Genomic DNA, 16,471 nt, shown 5'->3' on the forward strand with positions numbered 1-16,471 from the left:
ATATCCTCTAAATATAGCTAAAAAGCCAAATAAAGTACTAATTTATGTTATTTTTTTTGAAAATTCCAAATTTCCCAAGCTTTTTCTGCCTGCTGTTCCAACATGTAATATCCGTTCACTGTTTTGGCTCCTTTTTCTGAGGCTTTAATAATGAATTGGGTGTAATTTGGGTTGTAAATTAAATCTATAATTAAATGATCTTTAGAGATTCCTTCAAACGGAAAATTAAGACAATCTTCAACATTCGGGAAGGTTCCGACCGGAGTACATTGGATAATAAGTTGATGGTTTTCTACCGTTTCCTGATCCAGATTCTCGAAATTGGTTTCCGAGTTTCTGGAAACTGTAATAGAAGAAATTCCATGTTTATCTAAAACATATTTTACAGCTTTTGCAGCACCTCCGCTTCCTAAAATCAAAGCAGAATTTTGATGTGGCTTTTTATGGAGAAGCAATGTTTTTTCAAAACCGAAAGCGTCTGTATTATAACCTGTTTTTTTTCCGTTTTGAATGAGAACACAATTTACCGCACCTATTTTTTCGGCTTCGTCGCTTAAAGCGTCTAAATAATCAATGATTTTTTCTTTGTAAGGAATCGTTACATTGAAGCCCAGAAGATCCGGAGTGGAAAGTAGATTTTCAACTTCATTAATTTCGTTAAGATCAAAAATGTTGTAAGAATAGCCTTTTAACATTAGCTTTTGAAATTTGTCTTCAAAGAATTTTTTCGAAAAAGAGTAGGAAATGTTTCTTCCGACCAACCCTAGTTTTTTATTAGAATCCATACTATAAAAATAAAAAAAAGACCGGAAAAAACCGGCCTTTACTATGAAATATTTTTTAAGTCTTAGTCTACGATGAATTTTGTAGAGAAAGAATCTGTTTTAAGGATGTAATTTCCTTTTACCAATCCTTTAAGGTTGATTTTATTAGAGTTTTTGAAAGGGTTTTCAATCGTCTCAATTAATTTTCCTGAGAAATCATAGATCTGAGCTTTTGAAATTTTGCTTAAGTTTTCACCTTTTACAAATAATTCGTTGTTTTTAATAGGATTAGGATACACTTTGAAACCAGATTTATCTTTCGTAGTTTCTGCAGTTCCTAATGTACTGAAACAAGTCCAGCTTAGATCGTCGATGGCAACTCTGTTTCCTGAAACCGGATTTATAAGTTTGATAACAACATTTCCGCTTACATTAATATTGTTGATTGTAACTGGTGCTAAAGTTGTTGCAGTGTAAGGTATTGTTCCTACCACAACGCCATTAATTTCAACATTTAAACTGCTGTCGCTACCTGTGAATTTTAACTGTGCTGTTACGGTAAGACTTTGGATTCCTCCCGAAATAGAACTGCTGGTAAGATTTCCGTTTCTGATTGTAATTGCCTTATTTCCTGTACCATTTATATTTTGATCTGTTCTTGCATCTGTTGCAATCCATGTGATATTATTGTTTGTCCATGTCTGAGTTGCGTAGCTTGTAGCACTTGGTGGAATAGTAGAGAAATCCTCTGTACCACAACTTCCTCCTCCTCCAGGTTGCCCTGCAAGCGTAGTTCCTGTTGCTGTATTACTTTGTGGAGATGGGTTTCCTGCTGCATCTTTAGCAATAATATAGAAATTATAAGTTGCAGACGGATTTAATCCGGATACGGTTGCAGTAGTTCCTGAAACGGTAGAATAAAAAACTCCGTTTACATAAATATCGTAACCTGCTACACCGATATTATCAGTAGCGGCTGTCCAGCTTAATGAAATTGAATTTGATGTAGGATTGCTTGTTGCCAAATTTGTAGCAGCAGTAGGAGCTTGAGTGTCAACTACCGGAGTTCCCCAGATCTGAGCAACATATTCCGGGTGATCAATATATGGATTTCTGTTTCCTTGGTAAACGTAAGATGCATTATTTCTAGCAATCTCAGCAGGAGAAACCGGGTCTAACGCGCTCCAAGCCAATAATTGATTAAGTTCCCAAGTCTGTAATCCCGGGAAGGCTGAACTTCCAAGCATATCTCCGGAGTCGAATCCTGAAAGCTGAGTTTCATATCTTGTTACAAAATAAAAGATCATTCTTGCGATATCTCCTTTGAAAGCATCAATCGGCTCAAAAACTGTTCCTGAATATCCTGCAGAAACAGATGTTCCTAATTTTGATCCGTTTTGAGAAGTGTAAGATGTTGAGCCTACTTTTCCGTATGGATAGTTTGATCTCATCCCATTTACTTTTCCATCAGTAGGACGGATAAAATTGATGTCCGATTTCATTGGGAATTGCTCATTAAACAAACTTTGAGGAACAACATGTTCTCTGTTGTAGCAATCTCCCTCACCGCTGTAACTTCCACATTGGTTTGATCCGTAAGTGAATGTGTAAGGATCTGTACCATTGGGATTTTCAGAGTACATATCTAAGATTGTATTGTCGTTTTCATATCCTGAAATTCCGGCAATATTATCGCGGTCAGTCGTTTGGTAACCAGTCCATAAACCATTATAACCATGATCAACATGACCAGCCGTAATAATTTGTTTAAGTTGAGTTTTTAAAGCAGCTCCCGAAAGACCTGCAGTCGAGTCGTAATATCCCGTAGGAATCTGAGCAAATGCACTGATAAAGGCAAAACTCATTAAAAAAGAGAGTAGAGTACGTTTCATTTTTAAAAATTGGGACGCAAAGGTACGAAAAAATGAAAGCCTATAGTGTTAATTTTTAGTAATATACTCCTTGCTTATTTTTGAAAATACCCATGAAATACCGATCCCAAAAACAGATGCGGTGATCGCTACAGTAAGGTAGTTTTTACCTACAATTTTTACAGGAAAAGGTAACGTTTCATTGGCTTTGAAAAATTCTGAGTATTGCTGGAAATAGCAAAGTGCCGTTCCAAGAATCAAGCCTGAAATTACCCCTAAAACGACAATGAGAATTCCTGTATAAAAATAGATTTGTCTTAAATGGCTTAAAGGAAAACCTAATGAAATAAGAGATTTTGCCTGTTCTTTTTTGTCTAATTGTAAAATAATAATCGCACCCGCCAAATTGAAAGTCGTAATGAAAATTACCAAAGCAAAAATTAAATAGATAAATAATTTTTCGGTATTAATCATCTTCCAGAATGCTGCATTTTCTTCTTCTTTCGTTTTAATCTCAATATTTTTACCAAGAGAAGAAAGCAGTTGTTGTTTTACGGAATCTGTATTATCCGAATTTTTTAATTTAACAACAATTTGATAAGCAGAATGTTTGGGTAAATTTAAGAGCTCTTCCGTCAGTTCGATTGGAGTAATGATGTAATTATCCAATTGATCTTTTCCCGGGAAAACTCCCGTCACCAAAATGTCTTTTTTGTTATAAATATCTTCTTCTTTATTAATGATTCCCGTTCCCGGTTTAGGCATGAAGATGGTTGCGTAATCGCTGTTTGAAGAAACAGGAACCGATAATCTGTTGTCCAGAGAGTTTTCCATCAACGCTTCATTAGAATATTTGAAGGTAGGATAAGATCCGTAGAAAACATCCTTGTTAATAGGATTTACCTTTGTATAGGCTGAATCAACACCTCTTAAATAAGCAATATCGCCTTTTCCGTTATAACTGACGTAAATTTTCTCCTCAATTACCCTTGAAAAACTGCTGATTTCTTTATTATTTTTAAGAACAGCATTAATTTTATTAAAATCTTTCAACGTTTTTCCGGAAGTACTTTTAATCGTAAGATCCGCATGAAGATTAGAAATTAAATCTTTATTAAGGTCTTCAAGCCCCGAAAAAACGGAAATAATGACAAACATTGCAGTAACGGCAACCGTCATCGCTCCCACAGCCAACCACGTAATAAACGTGACGGCAGTACTCCCTTTTTTTGCTAAAAGGTATCGTGAAGCTATGTAAAATGCAATGTTTTTCAAGTTCTATAAAATAGGATTGTCGCCTTCTCCTCTTAATTCTTTTTCTAATTTTTCAACATCATCAAGAGCGGTATCCAAATAAAAATTAAGATTAGGAATTACACGTACCTGTTTTGCCATTTTCTGACCGATGAAATTTCTGTATTGCGCTCTATTTTCTTCAATTTCTTTCATCACAGCTTTACGATGTTCCTGCGGAAATATGCTTAAATAAATTTTGGCAATACTAAGATCTGCAGATATTTTCACATCTGAAACCGATACCAAAATGCTCTGCTTGCTTTCTGAAGCCTGCTTGCGGAAAAGCTCTGCGAAGTCTTCCTGAATAATCTGAGCTACTTTTCTTTGTCTGTTACTTTCCATAATTTCTGCAAATTTAGTACTTTTGTTTGAATTGATACTTTGAAATTTGGTCGCTGTATCAAATTTACAACTTAATTTATTTAAATATTTTATGAAATTAGAACATATCGGTATTGCCGTGAAATCTTTGGGCGTTTCTGACGAGCTTTTTACAAAACTTTTAGGAAAAGAATCTTACAAAAAAGAATCTGTGGAAAGGGAAGGAGTGGTAACTTCATTTTATGCCACTGGAGAAAGCAAAATTGAGCTTCTGGAAGCAAGTAAAGAAGATAGCCCGATCTCAAAATTCATCGATAAAAAGGGAGAAGGCATTCATCATTTGGCTTTTGGGGTAGAAAATATCCTTGAAGAGATTGAAAGATTAAAAAAAGAAGGATTTCAGTTTATTTCCGAAGAACCGAAAGAAGGCGCTGATAATAAATTAGTTGTCTTCCTACACCCTAAATCAACGAATGGGGTACTGGTAGAACTTTGTCAAGAAAAGCAATAAAAAGTTTTGTAGTGAAAGAAATTTTGCTATTTTTGCAATCACAAAATTTAACCAAATTTTGAGGTCCTATAGCTCAGTTGGTTAGAGCACCTGACTCATAATCAGGTGGTCCCTGGTTCGAGCCCAGGTGGGACCACTACAAAAACTCAAGCCCCTGTTTATGGGGCTTTTTTATTTCTAAAAATCGCAACACTGAAATATACGCTTAAACTTTCCCGCAAAAACCTTGCTGGATTGAGTTTATAATGATGTGGGTTCTATTTTAAAATAAAAATTAAATGATTTTGTGATCACAAAACTGGAGATGTCAATCACTTTTTTTTAATATCAACCCTTAAAATCTTAACTAGTTAATGTTGGAAAATGTTTACAAAAAAATTAAACAGACTCTTAAAAAATAATCACTGCTAGTTGAATGTCTAAAAGAAAAGTTTAGACTTTAAGGGTAAAAAGATGATAATTTTCATCACTTAATTTATATATATTAACATATGAGAATAGAAAAATATATTATAAATTATTATATTTGCATAATAAAATACACCAAGTGTTGATTTAAACTAATAAAATAATATAGTTTATTTGTAGTATGGAGAATGCTTTTAAAATCAAGGAGCTAAGATATGTGCCTAGGTGGTTAATTTTTTTTGTTGATATTGCAATCATTTTTTTTTCAATTTTACTTTCCTATTTCTTTTTACAAACTCTGAATGTGAAAATTAATTTTCCGGAGTATTATGATGAAAAAATTTTTGGAATTATATGTGTCAATATTCTTTTTATGTTCCTTTTCAAAACATATGCAGGAATTATAAGATATTCTACTTTTTTTGATTTTTTTAAAATTGTCTGGTCTTCAGGGGGTACTCTTATTGTACTTTTGGGGGTAAGCTTTATATCAGGTCTGATCTTTGGTAAATCAATCTACGTATATCCGGTTATTTTCTTTGTTTTTTTCGTCTCTGTTTTTCTGATGTTTTTTTTCAGAATGTCTACCAAACAGTTTTTCAGCATGGTTTTGAAGTATAAAGGTAAAGATATTTCATCCAAAATAAAAGTTGCTGTTGTTGGTATAGAAGACGATTCAGTGATGTTAGCCAACGCAATTATTCATAATCCTAATCATGCATATCAGTTGGCGGGATTTTTTAGCGCAAGGTTGGATTGTAGAAAAGCAATGTTGCTTGGCTATAAAATTTATAATAGAAAAATACACTATAAAAGCCATACTTTAACAAGTCTGTTTGATGCAATCTTAATCAAGGATACGATTAAGAAATCAGAAATGGAAGCATGGACTACCTTTGCATTAGATAATGGATTGAAAGTATTAAAAGGTAAAATAACGGCAGACAATATTGTGGGAAATATCCGCCCCCTTCAAATTGAAGATTTGCTAAACCGCTCTCCTATAAAAATGGAAAGTGAAGAAGTGACGAGACATCATTATAATAAAAGTGTTTTAATAACCGGAGGAGCCGGTTTCTATAGGAAGTGAGATTGTGAGGCAGGTTGCCCAGTTAAGTCCATCGCTTATTGTGATTATAGATCAGGCAGAATCTCCTTTATATGAATTGAAACTTGAGTTGCTGGAAAGATTCCCCAATCAAAATTTCAAATTTGTACTGGCAGATATTTCTAATAATAACAGATTAGAAAAGTTATTTGAAGATTATAGATTTTCAATAGTTTATCATGCCGCGGCATACAAACATGTTCCTTTGATAGAAGATAATCCGCATGCAGCTATTTTAGTAAATATTAAAGGGACTAAAAACTTAGCTTTATTGTCTAGACAATACAAAGTTAATCACTTTGTAATGATATCTACAGACAAAGCGGTGAACCCGACCAACGTAATGGGAGCTTCTAAACGGGCTGCTGAACTTTTTGTACAATCATTACAAAACTTGCCGGATACCAATACAAAATTTATTACAACGCGTTTTGGAAATGTTTTAGGCTCCAACGGCTCTGTAATACCGCATTTCAGAAGGCAGATCGAAAAAGGAGGTCCCGTTACCATAACTCACCCGGAAATCATACGTTATTTTATGACCATCTCCGAAGCTTGTGAATTGGTACTGCAAGCGGGATCGATGGGAAGAGGAGGTGAGATATATGTTTTTGATATGGGTAAACCTGTAAAAATACTAGATCTGGCAAAAAAGATGATAAAATTATCTGGATATACACCGGATGTTGATATCAAAATTGATTTTGTTGGCTTAAGACCTGGTGAAAAACTTTATGAAGAACTTTTAACAGATAATTCTACTACAATTCCAACATTTCATGAAAAAATAATGATTTCAAGAGATGAGGTGATGGAATTTGAGGAGATAGAAATTTTATTTGAGCAGATTGTGAGAGCTGCTCAGCAAAAAGATAGTTTTCATGTTGTTAAAATTTTAAAAATAATTGTGCCCGAATTTTTAAGCAATAATTCGGAATTTGAAATCCTGGATAAAACCCCAGAACTACAAGTGTCACAATAAATAAGTAAATAAACCCCAATTAAAAACTTAGGAAAAAGCAATTTTAATATTATGTTAAATCCTATGTTAAATATAATTCTTGTGGTATTTATTTATTAATCGGAACGAAAATTGCTAATTAAAATATTTTTTACAATTTAAAGAATACTATTTTTACTGTACTCTTATATAATAATAAATTGAGCCTAACTTTCAGGTGATAAATCGAATATGAAGAAAACTATTATTACATATATAATACTGTTATCAGTTATTTTACTTTCATGTAGGCCGAAGCAGAATATGGTATATATGTCAAAACATGACATGACAGAGGAAGTTAACATGGCAAAGTTTCAGGGTTTGCATATTCAGGAAGGGGATGTACTTCTCATTCTTGTTTCTGCATTGGATGAAATTGCCGTAAAACCTTTCAATCTTAATACAGTAAATAAGGTAGGAAGCGAATCTAACGCAGGAATAAACCAATATGTACAGCCAAGTGAATATTTGGTAAATGAAGAAGGAAATATATATTTTCCGGTAATAGGAAATGTATATGCTAAAGGAATGACTCAGATACAACTAAAACAAGATCTGGAGGCTCGATTAAAAAGGTATCTTACTGACCCTATGGTTACAATTACCCTGAAAAACTTCAATGTAAGTATTTTAGGAGAAGTAAAAAATCCTGGGCAGAAGGAAAGCGTTTCCCAAAAGATTAATATCTTTCAGGCATTAGGTTTGGCGGGTGATATGACGGATTATGGAGATCGTACAAATGTGAAGCTTATCCGTACAGGAGACGATGGGGTTGACCAAATTGTTCAAATTGATCTTACCAGATCCGATATCGTTAGTTCGCCTTATTATTACATGAAGCAAAACGACATATTATATGTACAGCCGGATAAAAACAAACAAGTTCTGGCAAACACTAATCCGAATAGAGCTCTTACGTTCCAGATTATTGGGGCATTATTAACGGCAGGAACCCTTATTATTGCGTTAACACGAAAATAAATATGCAGAAGATAGAAATTCAGGCACAAGAAGAAAGATTAGATATTAGGAAAGTTGTATCTAAATATCTGTATAAATGGCCGTGGTTTATTGCCTCTGTATTGTTATTCTTAGCAGGGACTTATGTTTATCTGAGGTATAGTGTCCCTCAATACCAATCAAAAACTACCCTTAAATTTGATAAAAAACAAAATGATCTTTCGTCAGCTTTATCCGATCTCGATAATCTTGGGATAGGTTTAGGTAATGCTGATGAGCTGAAAAGTGAGGCAGCGGTTGTGAATTCGAGACCCATACTCATGCAGGTTGTACAAAATCTTAATCTCAATGTAGAGTATTACAATTCGGGAGAAATTAAAGATTCGCAGCTATTTTCCAATGTTCCCATAACTGCAAAGATTATAACTTATAATAACAATAAAAAATTCGTATCCTCTCAATACACGATAACAAGTGTAAAAGGCGATGAATTTACTCTTACAAGTCAGAAAAAAGAAAGTTTTAAGGGAAAATTCAATATTCCTTTACAGTTGGACTTTGGAATAGTGGTATTACAAAGAAATCATTCTCTTCCTTTTAAACCGGAATACAAAATTATTTTTTGGAATCCGATCGAGAAGGTAAAAAAACTGGAAAAAACAATTCAGGTTAATTTACCGGATGAAAAGGCAATGTTGATGGATATCAGTCTGATCGGTTCTCTTTCTGAGAAATCAGAAGCTATTCTGAATGAAGTGACAAAGCAATATAATATCGACGGGCAACGAGATAAAAATTTACAAGCTGAGAATACTCAGAAGTTTATTGATAAAAGGCTTGAGGTGATCACCAGAGACCTTTCCGGAGTAGAAAACCAGAAAGAAGATTTCCAAAACCGCAATCGTATTGTTGATTTGCAGGCACAGGCAGAGCTCGCGCTTCAAAATACAAGTGAAAATACCAAAGCTCTTCTTCTTCAGCAGACGCAGCTTGATCTCCTGAACTCTCTTACAGCAGAAGCTTCGAAAAACACGAATCAGCTTATGCCGTCTAATTTAGGATTAAGCCCTTCATTGGAGCAATCGATTTCTCAGTATAACCAACTTCTTATCACGAGAAACAAAACCATGAAGCAGGCAACCAATGAAAACCCTGCTGTCATAGAAATGAACAAAGAAATTGTTTCATTAAAGGATATCATTCGCGACAATATTCACGAACAGAAAACAGCTGTACAGGCGGGTATTTCTCAACTTCAGAATCAAATCACGACCAGCAATAGCGTCATAGAAAAAGTTCCTGGTCAATCTAAAGTGTACAGAGGAATTGAACGTCAACAGACTCTTAAAGAACAACTCTTTTTATTCTTACTTCAAAAAAGGGAAGAAAACGCAATCAATCTGTCAGTAGATGTACCGAAAGCCAAAATTGTAAACCCTGCCTTTACAGAAGATATTCCGGTATCACCTAAAAGAGGTGTTCTTCTTCCGGGAGCTTTGTTCTTGGGATTATTAATTCCTTTTGCAATTTTCTATATCCTATTTGGGTTAGATGACAAGATTTATTCAAGAGATGATATTAAGGAACGTTCCAAATTAGGTATTTTGGTAGATATACCATCACTTAAAGACAGTGAAAACCATTTGGTACAGAAAAACGACTTTTCGGAGTTGGCGGAAGCATTCAGGGTACTTGTTTCCAACCTTAAGTTTGTTTTACCTGTAAAAGATTCTGCGAAAGTTATTATAGTAACTTCTTCGGTAAAAGGAGAAGGGAAAACCCTTGTCTCTGTGAATCTTGCCCTTACTTTAGCCAATAAAAACGGAAGAGGTCTTTTGATAGGTTCAGATATTCGTAATCCTCAGCTTCAGAGATATGATAGTGAACCAACGAGAAGAAAAGGTCTTACAGAATATTTATATGATGATTCGGTAAATGTTGAGGAGCTTATCCATACATCAACAACCAATCCTTCATGTGATGTGATTTATGCAGGAACAATTCCTCCGAATCCTCAGGAACTACTTTCCAACGGAAGATATCAGAAGCTTATCGCTCAGATGTCTTCTCAATATACTTATATTATTATTGACTCTGCACCGCTTATGCTGGTCTCAGATACACTAAGTATCGCTGATACCGCAGATGCGACTTTATACGTAGTAAGATCAGGAGAATCAAGAAATATATTGATTGATTTTGCTAACGATCTGGTGAATGACAAGAAATTGAACAATGTATCTTTTGTCATTAACGATGTTTCAAAACGCGCAGGAGGTTACGGATATAATTACAGCTATGGCTATGGTTACAGTCAAACGAAGGATAAGAAAAGTTGGTGGAAGAAAATGTTTAAATCATAGAAATGCATAAAATTTTAATTACAGGCGGAGCTGGTTTTATTGGTTCTAACTTAACCGAATATTTTTTAAATAAAGGCTATTACGTAGTTTGTTTAGATAATTTTGAAACAGGTCATCGTCACAATGTCGAGCCTTTTCTTCAAAACCCAAATTACAAACTAATTGAAGGTGATATACGCGACTTGGAAACCTGCCAAAAAGCAGTAGAAAATGTAGATTATGTGTTACATGAGGCTGCATTAGGTTCTGTTCCAAGATCTATTAAAAATCCTATCACAAGTAATGATGTGAATGTTTCAGGTTTTTTAAATATGTTGATTGCTGCGCGTGACGCCAATGTAAAACGTTTCGTATATGCTGCTTCATCATCTACGTATGGTGACTCTGCATCATTACCGAAAGTAGAAGACGTAATCGGAAAACCATTATCACCTTACGCCATTACCAAATATGTCAATGAATTATACGCTGATGTATTCTCAAAAACATACGGAATGGAGTGTATCGGTTTAAGATATTTCAACGTATTCGGACGCAGACAAGATCCCAACGGAGCTTATGCAGCCGTGATTCCTTTATTTATAAAACAATTCATGAATCATGAATCTCCTAAAATCAATGGAACGGGAGATTATTCGCGTGATTTCACTTACATTGATAATGTCATTCAGATGAATGAACTAGCGATGTTAACTGAAAATCCGGAAGCAATCAATACAGTCTATAATACAGCAGTCGGAGATCGTACAACATTGAATGATCTTATTGGATACCTTAAAAAATATTTAAGCGAATTCGATGAAAAAATTGCCGAAGTTGATGCTACTTATGGCCCGAACCGTGTCGGTGATATACCGCACTCATTAGCTTCGGTTGAAAAAGCAGAAAAATTATTAGGATATCAACCTACCCATACTATAGAAAAAGGCTTACAGGAAGCTATAAGCTGGTATTGGGAAAATTTAAAATAACATTTTTAAATCGAATCTTTTTGGAAAAACAATTTAAAATTGCCGTTATCGGATTAGGATATGTAGGTCTGCCTTTGGGGAGATTATTTGCAACCCAGTATCCGGTTGTAGGTTTCGATATCAATCAAAATAGGATTGAGGAACTGAATACAGGAGTAGACAGTACTTTAGAGGTAGAGCCCGAAGTATTGAAACCCATATTAACACAGGAAAACCCTTTTCAAGCCGATCAGAATGGATTGTACTGCTCTTATGATATCAATGATATTAAGGATGCAAACGTTTACATTATTACAGTTCCGACTCCGGTTGATAAACACAACCGTCCTGATCTGACGCCTTTGTATAAAGCTTCAGAAACGGTAGGTAAGGTATTATCTAAAGGGGATATTGTGATTTATGAATCTACCGTATATCCCGGCGCTACTGAAGAAGAATGTATTCCTGTTTTGGAAAAGGTTTCAGGAATGAAATTTAACGAAGACTTCTTTGCAGGCTATTCTCCGGAACGTATTAATCCCGGAGATAAAGAACATACGGTAGAAAAAATCTTAAAAGTGACTTCTGGTTCGACACCCGAAATCGGAGAAATTGTAGATTCTTTATATAGATCTGTAATTATTGCAGGAACCCATTTGGCACCAACAATCAAGATCGCTGAAGCAGCCAAAGTAATTGAGAATTCACAAAGAGATATTAATATTGCTTTTGTGAATGAATTGGCAAAAATTTTCAATCTTTTGGAAATTGATACTCATGCTGTATTAAAAGCTGCCGGAACGAAGTGGAACTTTTTACCTTTCAAACCCGGATTAGTAGGCGGTCACTGTATCGGAGTCGATCCTTATTACTTGGCACAAAAAGCACAGGAAAATGGGTATCACCCGGAAATTATATTAGCAGGACGTCGTCTTAACGATTCAATGGGGCAATATGTTGCTTCACAGTTGGTGAAAACGATGATTAAAAAGAAGCTTACTATAAATGACGCTAAAGTTTTAAACTTAGGAATCACTTTTAAAGAAAACTGCCCGGATGTACGTAATACAAAAGCGGTAGATGTGATTCGTGGGCTTGAGGACTATGCATTGCAGGTAACTACTTTTGATCCGTGGGCTGATCCTGCGGAAGTAAAGCATGAATACGGTCTTACAGTTGTCAATGAGATTCCGGATGAGAAGTTTGATGCGATTATTCTTACCGTTGCACACAACGAGTTTATGAATTTAGATTTACGTAAGCATTTAAAAGAAGGAGGGGTGATTTATGATGTAAAGGGAATTTTAGAAGAATGTGATTCTAGACTGTAAGATAATAAATATAAGAATTTATTGAATAATATTATTTATTATAAACCGCAATTATAGCACACTTTAATAAGGTTGTTTGAATGAATTTAGATAAGACTTTAATTATATATGATTCTATACAGTACTTTGTACCCAGTATAGAAAAGAAAGGGGTGAGATGTTTCCCATCCTTCAGAAAGGTTAATAAGATCGAAAAAATTTTTAGAAAAATTTCATTCAAAACTGGCATTAAAAAAAGTGGTTGGTATGGTGACTGGAGAAAGCATGTTACAACTATTGATACTGTAATTATATTTGCAACTAACCGATTTGATTTTATCGAATATCTTGCAGATAATTACCCCGATATACGCATTATAGTATGGTATTGGAATCCTGTTTTTAGGTGTTTTGACCCGAGTAAATTAAAAAGAAAAAATATAGAATACTGGTCTTTTGATGAAGATGACTGTAAAAAATATAATTTGAAGTTTAATACTACATTTTATTTTGACAATATTGATGTTGATAAAAATGAAGCAATAAAATTTGATGTAATTTTTCTAGGTGCAGATAAAAAAAGAAAATCTGTTTTAGATAAAATAAATAAAGACTTGACTGCCATTAAAATTAAAACATTGTTTCATATTGTACCGGATAAAGGTCAACCAAATCCTCAAGATATTAAACCTTTACCTTATTATGATTATTTAAAGCTAGTTTCTCAGTCAAGCTGTATCCTTGATTATATACAGGCAGGGCAATCAGGAAATACTTTAAGACCAATGGAGTCCATCTTTTTTAGAAAAAAACTGATAACGAATGACAAAAATATTAGAAAGGAGCGCTTTTATGATCCTGCTAATATTTTTATACTGGATCATGATAATTTCGAAAATATAAATGATTTTATTAATGGTTCATATCATGAAATAAGGTCAGAATTAGTTAATTATTATGACTTTTCTACTTGGTTAAATAGATTTTAATTTTTATGAATAATTTCTTAAAAGCATTTTTATCCTTTGGATTGGCAACATCTATTGAAAAGTTGTTAGGTTTTATTCTTCTGCCTATCTATACTAAGTATTTCAATGCAACGGAGTATGGTATTATAGATATGATAGGAACTATTTTACAGGTTACTTGTATATTTGGCTTATTACAACTGGAAACGTCTCTACAAAGATATTATTATGAATATAATTCTCTTAAGAAGAAATTATTGGTTTCTACTGTTTATTATTGGATTTCAGCTTGTTCAATAGTTATTGGTTTATTAATATTTTTTATCTCACCTTTTTTATCACAGTGGCTTTTTGGAAGCGTTGAATATTCTCTGTTGATTAAAACAATAGCAATACAACTTCCATTAACTAACATAAGTATGCTGGGACTTGTTCTATTACGATTTGAAAAAGAGAATGTAAAATTTTTAATAGTTATTGTTACAAAAGTTGTTACAACATTATTGTTTGTCTATATTTTTATTATTTACCTTAAATTGGGGTTAAAAGGAGTATTTATCGCACAGGTAAGCGCTATATTTTGTTCGACTGCCTTGGTCACGTTTTATGTTCGTAAACAATTTGTATACAAATTATCTAATATAATGTCCCGTAAAAATTTGCAATATGCTTTGCCTCAATTTCCCGCAAGAGTAGGGAGTATGGTGTTAGGTCAGGCTAATCGCTTTTTTATGTTGGGATACTTATCTTTAGCGGCTATTGGTATTTATTCTGTGTCTATGAAACTTGCATCTTCGATACAGTTGGTGAATACAGCTTTCATTATGGCATGGGCTCCTTTCATGCATGCTCAGTTTAAAAAGGATAACAACAAAAAGTTGTTTGCCGATGTATTCCCAATTGTTGTTGGGGTTACTTTCCTATTTGTTTGTTTGATCAGTTTATTTTCTCTGGAACTGGTTAAATTACTAGCAACAAAAGAATTTTATTCAGCATATAAGTATGTAGGCGGGCTATCATTATTCTTTTCATTATATATAATTAAAGAAACGGTTGATATAGGTCCTAAAATAAAGGAAAAAACAAAATATTTATCCTTTACTTTTATTTTATCAGTAATTGTTAATATTATCTCTCTTTTTGTCTTAATTCAACTGTTAGAATTAAAAGGCGTTGTTTTAGCTATGGTGATTACCAATTTATTTTTAGTAATCTTATCTTGGTTTATTTCCAATAAGCTTTACCCAATACCTTTTAGTATAGTTAAGTTCGTACTAATGTTAGTACCTACATTGATTGTAGTTATATTGATCATGTACATTGAAATTAGTTTATTTATAAGAGTATTAATAGGAATAGGAATTTGTTCGTTCTTTGGAATAAATCTAATATTTGCGTATAAAAAGACAAAGGAAATAACAGAATGATTTACTTAATAGTCTTTATTTATTTATTTATACTCTCTATATCTTTTGACTTTTTAAAAGCTAAAGGACCTAAAAACTTTTTTTATTACCTGTCAATGATTATCCTTATTCTTATTGCAGGTTTGAGATGGAAAGTTGGAGGAGATTCTTTAGTATATCAGGATAGATTTGAAAAACTAATTTATCCAATATATCAATTGGGCAATACAAATTTTCTTAAAGTAGGATGGGAACCGGGATATATTTTGGTAAATTCTTTATGCAAAACAATTGTTCCTGAGTTTTGGTTTTTTCAATTGGTACAGGCGACATTTGTTAACATTTTTGTTTTTCAATTCTTTAAGCGCTATACACAGTTTTATTTTACAGCTGTTTTGTTTTATTCTGTGTTGTATTATTTCTATTTTAATATGGAAATTTTAAGAGAAATAATTCCGATATGCATTTTTGCCAGATTTATGTTTCCGGCACTGAAGGAAGAAAATCACAAAAAATATTATATAGTGAATATTATAATGATTTTTTTCCATACTTCTGCAGTGGTTTTGCTGTTGCTTCCTTTTCTTAGTAAGTTTAAGTTAGATAAAAAAGGACTAATTATTTTAGGTGTTGCGGTATTAATAACTACGGCATTATTTTCATTATTTCCTAATATTGCAGGTGTTTTTGCTTTTACAGATAGCTTATCATCAAAATTTGTTAAATATTCTAGATATTCCCTAAGTATCAACGGGATGATTTATAATTTCATTATTTTTGCTTTATTCCCATATTATCTTATTAAGCTGAATGAAAAATATTATGATAAGTTGGATTTTGAAAAATTAATTTTTCCTTACTTTTTTATAATTTCTATTTATATTTCTTATTCCGGGTTTGGTCGTTTTATTAATTATTTTGGATTATTTATGTTGGTGTTTTTTGTAAATACACTGTATTTGGTAATGCATGTAAGTGTATTTAAAAAAGTGAGATTAATATTAATTCTTTTGTTGTCATTTTGTCCATTATATTATAAATATCAATATTATTCAACTTCATACGATCACATTATTAGAGAGGCTAATAAATTTAATATGTATTACCCATATTCAAGTATTTTTAATAAAGAAGATTATTATAAATACAGAGCAATTATTCATAGTAGGGGCATGAGCGATTCTTATAACAATTCTAATAAAGGAAAGAATTAAAGATAGATGATTGAATTG

Annotated in this window: 12 protein-coding genes, 1 tRNA gene and 1 pseudogene; 10 read left to right on the plus strand and 4 right to left on the minus strand. The window is 33.1% G+C overall.

The window, feature by feature from the left end; genetic code table 11:
• Positions 1–47 precede the first annotated feature (47 nt).
• The 4 genes from J3D55_RS05655 to rbfA form a co-directional block, all read right to left on the minus strand.
• Positions 48–785, minus strand: coding sequence for a shikimate dehydrogenase family protein (locus J3D55_RS05655; protein ID WP_259128955.1), 738 nt, complete (start codon positions 783–785; stop codon positions 48–50).
• Between the two features lie 62 nt (positions 786–847).
• The gene (locus J3D55_RS05660) at positions 848–2,656 is read right to left on the minus strand and encodes an endonuclease (RefSeq protein WP_259128961.1); all 1,809 of its coding nucleotides are present in this window, start codon (positions 2,654–2,656) and stop codon (positions 848–850) included.
• A gap of 48 nt (positions 2,657–2,704) precedes the next feature.
• Positions 2,705–3,910, minus strand: a complete 1,206-nt coding sequence (locus J3D55_RS05665) for an ABC transporter permease (protein ID WP_259128962.1) — start codon at positions 3,908–3,910, stop codon at positions 2,705–2,707.
• A gap of 3 nt (positions 3,911–3,913) precedes the next feature.
• The gene (gene rbfA, locus J3D55_RS05670; RefSeq protein ID WP_259128965.1) at positions 3,914–4,273 is read right to left on the minus strand and encodes a 30S ribosome-binding factor RbfA; all 360 of its coding nucleotides are present in this window, start codon (positions 4,271–4,273) and stop codon (positions 3,914–3,916) included.
• Between the two features lie 91 nt (positions 4,274–4,364).
• On the opposite strand from rbfA, the gene mce reads away from it, so the two are divergent.
• The 10 genes and pseudogenes from mce (at position 4,365) to J3D55_RS05720 (ending at position 16,453) form a co-directional block, all read left to right on the plus strand.
• On the plus strand, positions 4,365–4,763 hold the full coding sequence (mce, locus tag J3D55_RS05675) for a methylmalonyl-CoA epimerase (RefSeq protein WP_259128967.1): 399 nt from the start codon (positions 4,365–4,367) through the stop codon (positions 4,761–4,763).
• A 62-nt stretch (positions 4,764–4,825) separates the two neighbouring features.
• Positions 4,826–4,899: transfer RNA gene (locus tag J3D55_RS05680), tRNA-Ile, on the plus strand.
• 453 nt (positions 4,900–5,352) lie between these two features.
• Positions 5,353–7,261, plus strand: a pseudogene (locus tag J3D55_RS22490) (polysaccharide biosynthesis protein).
• A gap of 291 nt (positions 7,262–7,552) precedes the next feature.
• On the plus strand, positions 7,553–8,263 hold the full coding sequence (locus J3D55_RS05690; RefSeq protein ID WP_259128968.1) for a polysaccharide biosynthesis/export family protein: 711 nt from the start codon (positions 7,553–7,555) through the stop codon (positions 8,261–8,263).
• Positions 8,264–8,265: 2 nt separating this feature from the next.
• A complete protein-coding gene (locus tag J3D55_RS05695; protein ID WP_259128977.1) occupies positions 8,266–10,605 on the plus strand; it encodes a GumC family protein in 2,340 nt (779 codons plus the stop codon).
• A 2-nt stretch (positions 10,606–10,607) separates the two neighbouring features.
• Positions 10,608–11,576: an SDR family oxidoreductase gene (locus tag J3D55_RS05700; RefSeq protein ID WP_259128979.1), complete on the plus strand. Its 969-nt coding sequence runs from the start codon at positions 10,608–10,610 to the stop codon at positions 11,574–11,576.
• Positions 11,577–11,596: 20 nt separating this feature from the next.
• A complete protein-coding gene (locus J3D55_RS05705; protein WP_310466811.1) occupies positions 11,597–12,886 on the plus strand; it encodes a nucleotide sugar dehydrogenase in 1,290 nt (429 codons plus the stop codon).
• A gap of 80 nt (positions 12,887–12,966) precedes the next feature.
• Positions 12,967–13,854, plus strand: coding sequence for a WaaS/CpsH family glycosyltransferase (locus J3D55_RS05710; protein WP_259128981.1), 888 nt, complete (start codon positions 12,967–12,969; stop codon positions 13,852–13,854).
• A 5-nt stretch (positions 13,855–13,859) separates the two neighbouring features.
• Positions 13,860–15,260 (plus strand): lipopolysaccharide biosynthesis protein, encoded by a 1,401-nt coding sequence (locus J3D55_RS05715; RefSeq protein ID WP_259128983.1) that lies wholly within the window; start codon positions 13,860–13,862, stop codon positions 15,258–15,260.
• Entirely contained in the window at positions 15,257–16,453 is a 1,197-nt protein-coding gene (locus J3D55_RS05720) for an EpsG family protein (protein ID WP_259128985.1), read from the plus strand. The genes J3D55_RS05715 and J3D55_RS05720 overlap by 4 nt, the downstream gene beginning before the upstream one ends.
• Positions 16,454–16,471 lie beyond the last annotated feature (18 nt).

It is taken from the genome of Chryseobacterium ginsenosidimutans (assembly GCF_024807225.1).
Taxonomy (GTDB): domain Bacteria; phylum Bacteroidota; class Bacteroidia; order Flavobacteriales; family Weeksellaceae; genus Chryseobacterium; species Chryseobacterium ginsenosidimutans.